This is a genomic window from Vitreimonas sp. (genome assembly GCF_036392335.1).
GTDB lineage: Bacteria > Pseudomonadota > Alphaproteobacteria > Caulobacterales > Aquidulcibacteraceae > Vitreimonas.
Genome location: NZ_DASVYD010000071.1, coordinates 42,812 through 51,667, shown reverse-complemented (window position 1 = coordinate 51,667; position 8,856 = coordinate 42,812). Strand labels below are relative to the sequence as shown.

At 57.9% G+C, this 8,856-nt stretch carries 7 protein-coding genes; 2 read left to right on the top strand and 5 right to left on the bottom strand.

All coding sequences use genetic code 11. The features are described 5' to 3' along the window. Positions 1–801, top strand: an 801-nt coding sequence (locus VF769_RS16955; RefSeq protein ID WP_331009619.1) for a right-handed parallel beta-helix repeat-containing protein, incomplete at its 5' end; no start/stop codon positions are given. A 90-nt stretch (positions 802–891) separates the two neighbouring features. On the opposite strand, the gene VF769_RS16950 is transcribed toward VF769_RS16955, so the two are convergent. The 4 genes from VF769_RS16950 to VF769_RS16935 all read right to left on the bottom strand — a co-directional run bounded on the left by VF769_RS16950 (position 892) and on the right by VF769_RS16935 (position 6,155). After that, on the bottom strand, positions 892–2,142 hold the full coding sequence (locus tag VF769_RS16950; RefSeq protein ID WP_331009618.1) for a DNA adenine methylase: 1,251 nt from the start codon (positions 2,140–2,142) through the stop codon (positions 892–894). Between the two features lie 25 nt (positions 2,143–2,167). Beyond that, complete coding sequence (locus tag VF769_RS16945; protein ID WP_331009617.1) at positions 2,168–2,764, bottom strand: hypothetical protein; 597 nt, start codon at positions 2,762–2,764, stop codon at positions 2,168–2,170. Positions 2,765–3,096: 332 nt separating this feature from the next. Continuing rightward, positions 3,097–4,905 carry a hypothetical protein gene (locus VF769_RS16940; RefSeq protein WP_331009616.1) on the bottom strand — a complete coding sequence of 603 codons (1,809 nt, stop codon included), beginning with the start codon at positions 4,903–4,905 and terminating at the stop codon, positions 3,097–3,099. Beyond that, entirely contained in the window at positions 4,902–6,155 is a 1,254-nt protein-coding gene (locus VF769_RS16935) for a metallophosphoesterase (RefSeq protein ID WP_331009615.1), read from the bottom strand. Before VF769_RS16935 ends, VF769_RS16940 begins: the two co-directional genes overlap by 4 nt. 718 nt (positions 6,156–6,873) lie before the next feature. Here VF769_RS16935 and VF769_RS16930 point away from each other — a divergent pair. Further along, positions 6,874–7,800, top strand: coding sequence for a VOC family protein (locus tag VF769_RS16930; protein WP_331009614.1), 927 nt, complete (start codon positions 6,874–6,876; stop codon positions 7,798–7,800). An 8-nt stretch (positions 7,801–7,808) separates the two neighbouring features. Here the strand turns inward: VF769_RS16930 and VF769_RS16925 are convergent, their stop codons facing one another. Beyond that, on the bottom strand, positions 7,809–8,840 hold the full coding sequence (locus VF769_RS16925; RefSeq protein WP_331009613.1) for an aromatic ring-hydroxylating dioxygenase subunit alpha: 1,032 nt from the start codon (positions 8,838–8,840) through the stop codon (positions 7,809–7,811). Between the last annotated feature and the right edge of the window lie 16 nt (positions 8,841–8,856).

Here is an 8,856-nt window from a genome sequence, read left to right as displayed (position 1 = left end):
GGTGCAGATCGCCCGGTGATCGCGGCGAACCACGGAGCCCCAACCATTTCGCTCGATAGCGCGGCGAGGCTCGAAAACTTGTCGATCGAAACGCGCTTTGCAAACCACGCCGTGCAATGTGACGGCGGCCAACCGTCCATTCTCCGCTGTGACATCCGCCGCTTTGCAAATGCCAAGGCCACCGACGAGTATGACGCAGCATTCTATGTGGCCACTCGTGCAAACCCGATCGTCATTTCCTCGAGCGTCGCGTCGACTGGTTGCCGCGCGCTCCTCTTCGTCTCAAATTCAGGCGGGTTGTTCTTGGGGGTGAGCGTCGTCGCTTCGCGCGGAGACGGAATAACCTGTCGCGGCCGACCTCAGTTTCAAGCTTGCAACATTGAGGCAATCGGCGCGCCTGCGGTACGTGTGTTGGGTCAAGGATCGCCAAGCCTAGAAACCTGTGAAGTCACTGGTCGCGGCGACGCCGTGATTTACGCTCGCAATCGCGCGTACCCGCGCATCGCTGGCAGCCGCGTGAATGCCATACGGCAGCTTGCCTTTGACTTCGATGACAACGCCGCGGGACGCTACGAAGGAAACATAGTCTCGATCGAAACTGGAGGCGACGCAGGCACCAAACGTGTCGCAAACGACGGCTTCTTCGCGCGCTTCAAATCGAAACAAGATGCATTCATTCGGAAAGCTGAGACCGCGCAAGAGTTCGCGCGCCTCCGAGGCAACAGTCGCCCCCTGTTCATCGCGAACACGGCGCCAGACGGTCGCGCACTTGCCGAGCCAATCAGCTTTCATGCATTTTGATGCGTTACGCACCTCAGGAGCCGTAAAACGGAAATCAAAATTCTCAAAATCGCCGTCATCGGACGGCGGCGCGCGAAACGCCAGATGCAGCTAGTGAAGTCGCCGATCATCACTCGCGAAGTAGATTCGCTCCAATGCATCATAGGCCGCCACGCCTGGCGCGCCGCCCATTGTGGAGTGCCGAATTGGAACCTCCGCCAACAACGACACATGCCGGTAGTGGGTCGATAGAACGTCCTCCACGCATTCCCCAGCGCGCTGCAACAGACCGTTCGAGGGGTAGCTAAAGTAGAGCCCGGCTCCAGTATCGGACGCGGCGGAGACAAATGCGTCCATCGCATCAGCGACATGCGCTTTGTGTGAGAAGCCCGTCAGGTGGCGGTCCTGGCGGTACCTCCCCTTTCCATCGCACGCCGGGTAATCATAGAGCGCGATGGTCTCCAGCAAATGGTAATAGCGGCTGTATTGCGCCCGGGAATAAGGCGGGTCGGCGTAAACAATCAACGGCAGGCCAGACAAATATCCGCGCTTCGTCTCCAGCAGTGTAGTCGCATCCGAACAAAATGTTCTGTTGGACGTGCGTGAATAACACTGAATGGGCTTAACGGCTTCAAGTGCCGCTACGAACGCGGAAAACAGATCACGTCGGCGCATCCTTACAACCAACGCCGAATTGGCGTCGTCTCGAGGAACGAAAAATTGCGCGAAATGTCCTGGGCTTGCGGAGCACAGACTCATTGCCTGGCTCAGCGCGCACAGTAGCCGCGCCCTGCTCGAAACGGCAACACAATCAATCGCGTAGCGTATGGAGTCAATTTGCATTGCTTGGCGCAGGCCGAAATAGGCGTTTGAGAAATACTGCGTTGCCAAGGAGTATGGGAATGTCTGTGGTGAGCCCTTGTAACGCTCTAAGGTCGGCAGACCGTGAAAGCGCCGAGGCACAGACTTTGCCATTTGAGCCAGAGCATACAAGCGAAAGCGGGTAAGGCCGCGATCGCTGTTCGCCCGAGCGAGCATCCGATCTTCAAGATCGTACAACTCGCCAACGGCTTCGCGAAGCGCCCCAAGGTTCTCCTCGTAGTGCGGCAGCATCGCATCGCGAACTGACGATATACTTTGGGCCCTAAGGGGAGCGAGCAGAATTGACCGCGCAACATTTTCAGCAAAGTGGTGAATGTCATTCGCAAACACTACGTGCTTCGGCGCCAACTCGCTTCCAACGGCGCAAAGCCCGGAGAAGGCGTCAAGGATGGTTGCATTCGGATGCCTACGCGAAATGGCATCAGAAATCGAAGCTGCCAGGCTTCGCTTTGTGCCCATGTACCGCATGGAAATCGTCAATTACGCACCCTAGTCAAACCGAGCATTACTCAAACAACACGCTGCAGAACGTCATTGACCGACCTTCGCGCACATCTATCGGCTCATTTAATCCACCCTTTACGTATAAGCACGAAACGGCCTCGCTTCTTGAAGCAACCAGAAGCGACGCGAGGACGTGCGACTTGGGCCCCAATGGAACGATGATGCAGTTTCGTAGGCCGACGTGCGGAGCCACCATTTCGCCGACGGTTCTGTAACTCTGCTGTATCGACATGAGCGGCAGGATCACCGGAGGACCGTCAAGTTCGTCGAGGATCGCCTTATTGAGCTTTAATGTCCGTGCAACGCCGCCGTCATCTCCCTCGCCTGCGACAAAGGCATATTTCCAGTCAGGTTGAAGGTCCTCAAGAACAGATGGTGGGGTAATCGGATCGTAGCCCAACCCAAACAATGCCACCGACTCCACGTTGGGGTCAGCACGTCCCTCGAACCCCAGGAGCGCGATAGTTTGCGAAACTGCGCGAGTAGGATACGATCCGACATATTCTCCCGAAGCATACGCGAAATCGATCTCGATCCGATTTGCTGCTGACGCATACTTCGCCCAATTCAGAATATCGGCGTACCAGACGCGCGACATAGAGCTGATATCCACAAAGATACGTAGATGCTCTTGGGGAGCGGCAAAACGTTCCGACAGGATACCGGAGACCGGGCAAGCTGAGTTTCCATCGACTAGTATCGGCTCTGTTTCGAAACGGTCGGCGAAGAAGGCGTCGTTCTCTACCCGCTGATGTAGCGTAAGCTGATCCGGAAATCCGAGAGTGATAATTTGCCCTATCGATTGAAATCGAAGGCGCCTAGCAATTGCTCGTGCACGAGACTCGTATCCACTCGCAAATATTGCCACGTCGTACGCGCGAGAGATCACCACCCCTCGGTCAATGTCTTCGACTCTTGTAAGTTGGCGGGTCATGTCAAAGGCAACCGACGCTGTGGAAATACTACATTTAAGCTCACTGGCCGACCACGCCGTGGAAGCAACTTAAAGTATGGTGCCAATGTATAGGCGAGGCGAAACTCGCCCTCATCCGCCGGCAACGCGCTGCGCTTTTCATCTTTGAAGTGTGGGTACATGAAGCCCCAAGCAACGGCTTGGTGCACGAGCCCCGAGAACTCAACATCCTCCGCACGCAAAGCAATTGAACTAAACACATCCGTGCCGATGGGCTCTGCGTGAAGGCGCTCTGAAAAGTAACGACCGATCAGCCCAATGAATGATTTGAGATCCGGCCCGACGTCGCGAACGGCGCCGATGCTATCATAAAACCGCACGCCGATCGTTTCCATCACCTCGTTTTGCGCAGGCTCGGAAATCGCAGCACCGTCCCCCACCAGCACGGCCAAGTCGGGAAACAACATATTGAAGGTACGTATGAGGATGCGAGGATTCATGTCCGTACAAGCCAGCACCATACTCAGTCCAGAGTATGCGGTACCCTTACGTGCGCCTACGGCCCGCACGCGCTCCCTGAGCACGACCGCAGGCTTCATCTTCCGAACCAACTCATCCGACATACGCCGAAGCAGCAGCCGCTTGCCGGTCCGCGGACTTGTCTCGTAGGCGCTCAGAAGCTTCTCGATACGAAGCATCGTCTTGTCGTTCGCGTGTCGATAGAATCTTCGGGTGATCTCGTGTATGGAGGCGGACGTCACCTTCAACGGATCCAGCACTTCGCTGCTACCTAAAGCGCGCGCCAAGGCGTCGTGCGGCATGTCAATGCCCGCAGCGCGCGCGCGCTTTGTGAACAGTGCAAACGCAAACGAGTATCGCCGCTCCCATCCCTCCAACTGCGAGACAAAGTCTTGATCAAGGATCCGCTCGTGATCCATGTACACGTATTCGAAATCGTGCCCCTCGATCAGCGGCTGTGTCGTCTCCGTTTCCAGTGTGTAGTGGCAGTACGGCGCGGTTACAAACTTGAACACGAACCCCGGTGTGTCCACACGAAGCAGACTGTTGAGAATGCGGTGATGCTCTGCAGAGAGGAACTCCATCTCATCAATCGCAAGAATCCATTTCGTGGAAGGACCGAACTCGAACATCTCGTCCGCAAGACGTCGAGCTGCGTACGCGGGCTCAAGCAAACCGGTGCTAAAGGTTTGCCCCAGCGCCGCATCGAATGCCTCTGATGTAACAGAGTTGGTACGATAGATGGATCGTGTGTGTACCCTCTGCAGGCGGAAGTCCGCGTCGGCTATGCTTCGCTTCAAATCCTGCAATGAGTAGATGGGTTCAGGTGGCGGCACCTCTGGGGCCCAGAGCCGCAACAAACGCCTCACAATCTCATACTCTTGCGCTGCCCTTTTGCCTCCCTCAGTGTAGGCCTCGATGCAGCTTTGAATCGTGCCCAACAATGCCTGGGCCACTATGAAATTGAACCTCGTTATAAAGTAATCACGCTCATTTCCCTGTTGCACCAGGAGCTGGCTCTTGAGCCCACTGATCCAATTTAACCCTGCGGGAGCAAACACTCCTATGAAGCGCTTGTCGCGAACGATCTCCCGCGCTGCATCGTCATCCAACCTTCGCAAGTGGTCATGCGATACCATCCTCGCGACAGCGGTTTTCCCAGACCCACGAGTGCCCATGAGGACGTGGTTTTTCTCAGCGAGGAGGCGCCAATAGCTCCGAATCGGAACGAAGGTCGCGGCGACCTGCGCCGGATCAAGGTACTTCGCGTTGTCGTTCTCGAATGGATGCGAAAATATGGCGCTCATGGCGTCACCGTGGTCGAGAGAATGATAAGGCCATCAAGACTGTCGCGATCGCCATGAGGCCGCGCGCCGAGTTGGGGACAAACCGCTTCCAGTATGGGCCAAACAACCGTCCCCGCCTGGTAACGTAGCGCCTCGTGGCTATCGCACAGCTCCGCCCATGTGACGAACTGACGGGATGCGAGGATGCTTGTCAGCGCGTCGGTCACGAGTGACTGAATTGTGTGTCGATCAGCTACGTATCCGAATGGCGTGACGTGATCTATGCCATGTTCATTGGGCCTACTTGGCACCCAACCGCGTCCTGGAGCATAGGCCCATGATCGCGCTTGACCAAAGCAATCGTCGGAGCCCTCACGACGACCGTGCAATTCAACAAGGTGCCATAGATTTCCAATGCTTCCGTAGTACGAAGCGCCAAGCGTTTGAGAAAAACTTCCGGAGCACCACACTACTATGGGATCTCGAGCAGCTTCTACAAAGCTTCGGCACCACGGCCGGTGCTTGTGCCCATGCATTACGAGGTCGAACTGGTGTTCGATTAACATGTCCAGGAGCGCATCTCCGTTGATCATCGTGCTGAAGTCAGGCTGATCTGGGTGAGGATCGCGCTGCGGCCTTAAGTGGTGATGCGTCACGAAGACTCGATATTTATTACGTGCTTGTCCCGAGTAGGCTGCCTTCAATGCCGCGTGCAATTCTTCCCGATGCTTCTCGCGTATCTCGCCTCGGTGAGGCTTTTTGTCTGGCGTATCGTAGGCAGCCGAGTTGAAGCTCCAAAAGTCGCAGTCTCCGAAAGAACGCAATGTGAAGTGAGGCTCCTCGATCAAAGACCGATCGCCAATCGAACACCACTTCCCAAACACGTCATGACCACTAGCAAAGGGAGCAAAGCGATAGCCAAGCCAAAAAGCCTCGCCCCCATCGGTGGCAAGCTTGGCCACATCCCAGTTCAAGTCGTGATTGCCGGGTACACTGATGATCGCGTCGTCAGGGACTTTCAACGCGCGCGCGATACGGGTTATTACCTTGCCTGCATGCGAGAATTGCGATGGCTGTGCGCGGTCCGTGATATCGCCGGAGACCACCAAATAGTCGGCCGCAACGTCGAAACGCTGCACATCCTCCTCAAAAGAGTCGAGATACCCCTTTTGCCCGGCGTAAGCTGGCGATCCCCCCGGGCGCAGGTCAAATTCGCGCGCCGAATCACCAATATGCAGGTCGCTGACTATCGCGATGCGCTTCTTGGTCAAAAAACCGCCCCCTAGCCCAGGGTTGCAGACTAAGGCGATCCGGTTGAGCCACGCAATGGTCGGGCAAAATAATTCCAAAGCTACGAAGTGATAGGAGTGCGCCGCAGCGCCACACCGATGGCACCCGCACAGTCGAACGTCGGGCATTCTGCACTCATTCGGCGACGCGCGAACATCAGGAGGCCCGCGAGCACGACCTAAACCCAATGGACGCGCGCGGGCCTTGAACCGCCGCTGTTCGTTACGACAGCGCATCTTGAACGCTCTATTCCAGAAAGCGCCGCGCTACTGTCGGGCTCGCGCCGCGTCCTTAGCAGTAGCTCATATGGCGTCCGCTGTTGCGACACTGAGCATGTCGGCCAATTTCCGAGAATGCCGTGGCCGTCGGGCGGACTCTCGACCTCACCCTTACCGAGGGTGCGCTCTACCAGCGTCCGTTATCGCCACGCCGAGCGCTGTGGCTGATTTCCGAAAATGCCCCGTAGCCGTCGCGCGGACTGTCGACCTAACCCTTACCAAGGGTGCGCTCTTCCACAGTCCGCTTTCGCGGCGGCGGCGGCGGTCATCGCCAACTTCCAAAATGCCCCGAAGCAGGGATCGCATTGTATCGCGGCCTGAATTCACATCGAGCGATGCCTGGCGAGCATCGCGACAGTCGATTTCAGGTCTTTGACGTCGTCTACTAGAGCGCTAAGGCCGGAAACTGGAGGATCATTCCATGAGCCATGCGAAGGCCACCGACATTGCTTACGTGCGCTTCAACGCGCCAGATCTCGATTTGATGGAAGCCTTTCTCATCGATTTCGGCTTGGTCCGCGCCGCGCGCTCCGACAACGCGCTCTACATGAGGGGCATCGACGGCGCCCCTTTTGCGCATGCCACTGAGCGTGGCGAACCCGGCTTCGCCGGCCTTGCTTTTGAACTTGAAAACACGGCCGCGTTGGAAGCGCTCGCTTCAGCGACGGACAAACCGGTTGAAGACATCAACGAGCCCGGCGGCGGCCGCATGGTGCGCCTGACCGACCCCGATGGATTCCGTGTCGACGCCGTGGTGCGCCCGCACACAACCCCGGCCAAACCCAATTCGCGCGCCGCGCTCAATGATGGCCGCGTGCAGCCGCGCCTCAATGCCGTCAGCCGCGTGCCCGGCGGCCCCGCGCAAGTCGTTCGCCTTGGCCACGCCGTGCTGATGGTCAAGGATTATCGCACCAGCCAGCAATGGTACGCCGACCATTTCGGCCTCATCATTTCGGACGAGGTTGAGCCGGCGCCTGGCGTTGCGCTCGCCGCCTTCTTGCGCTGCGATCGCGGCGACGTCCCCGTTGATCACCACACGCTTTCGCTCGCTGGCGTTGGCGTATCAAAATACAATCATGCCGCGTTCGAGGTTGCCGATTTCGACTCGCTGATGTCCGGCCACTCACATCTAAAGAGCAAAGCATACCGCCCGGAATGGGGTGTTGGTCGCCACATACTCGGCAGCCAAATCTTCGACTACTGGCTCGACCCGTGGGGCCACACCGTCGAGCACTGGACCGATGGCGATCTGTTCGACGCGGCCTCCGGCTCGCGCAAAGCGCCACTGTCGGACCTACTCGCGGTACAATGGGGGCCGAACGCGCCGCCTTCGATGGGCGGCGCTTAGTTAGCGCATCATCCCGTCGCCTGCTCCGCTTCAATCAGACGCGCGAGCGTTCGCCGCGCATGCACGGGTGCGGCATCGCCGGCCAGCATAATCGGCTTCAACGAAAATAAATCCGTCGTTCCCATCATCGCTTGCTGCGCTTCAATCATAGGCTTGTCTTCCAACGTGAATGCCGCCGTCCCCCCCTCAAGCATCTGTGCGCTCAGCTCGTGATCATCCGTGCGGAACGAACGAGTGCCAGCCCAGAAATAGTGCGTTGTCGTCTCCGTCTCCGGCGTCATGAAATGGACGTTGAGCGTTTCCAATCCCGTCTCGCGCGCGCCGCCGACATCGGTCATGCCGAAGATCAGCGTCATCAGCGCCGGCGCATCCCATTGCACATCAAGCCAGGCGTCGACGCGCTGCCCGACACGTTCGAACAGGACGCTCGTCAGCGGCCCTTGGAAGTCATTCGCCATCCACCGGTCGCAACGCACGGTGTTGCCGTTCACCGCTACAATCGTCTTCGCACGCGCCGTCGCCTCACACCCGAGCGATGTCTCATGCAGGAAGTCCACGTGACCTAAGTCGAGGATGTTGTCCGTCATCAGCTCGTAATTGGCCTTCGAGTAGATGTAGCCTTCAATCCGTGCGAGCCGCTCGTCTTCCAGGAAGTCGTACGCCGGCAACAGAGCTGGATCAGCGCGCTTCGGCTCCCCCATCCAAATCCAGAGCGCGCCATATTTTTCCAGGAGCGGATAGCGCTTGATCTGCAGCGACTTCGGCGTCGGCCCCTCGGGAGCCTGCGGGTTGAACGTACATGCGCCCTCGGCGCTGAAGCGCAACCCATGATATGGGCATTGGATATCGTCGTTGACGATCTTGCCCATATGCAGCGGCGCAAATCGATGTGGACACCGCCCTTGCAGCGCCACCGCCTCGCCGGATTGCAATCGGCGCAGCACGATCGGCTCGTTCAGAATTCGCCGCCCGAGCAGCTGCTCGCCAACCACCTCTTTGGACCACGCCGCCACATACCAGCAGTTCCGCAGAAACGACATCCTTCTCTCCTCTCTC

Bases quoted from the DNA above. Each gene is read 5' to 3' on its own strand.
- VF769_RS16945 (WP_331009617.1), bottom strand. From the start codon at position 2,764: ATGTCGCGCGTCTGGTACGCCGATATTCTGAATTGGGCGAAGTATGCG.
- VF769_RS16940 (WP_331009616.1), bottom strand. From the start codon at position 4,905: ATGAGCGCCATATTTTCGCATCCATTCGAGAACGACAACGCGAAGTAC.
- VF769_RS16930 (WP_331009614.1), top strand. From the start codon at position 6,874: ATGAGCCATGCGAAGGCCACCGACATTGCTTACGTGCGCTTCAACGCG.
- VF769_RS16925 (WP_331009613.1), bottom strand. From the start codon at position 8,840: ATGTCGTTTCTGCGGAACTGCTGGTATGTGGCGGCGTGGTCCAAAGAG.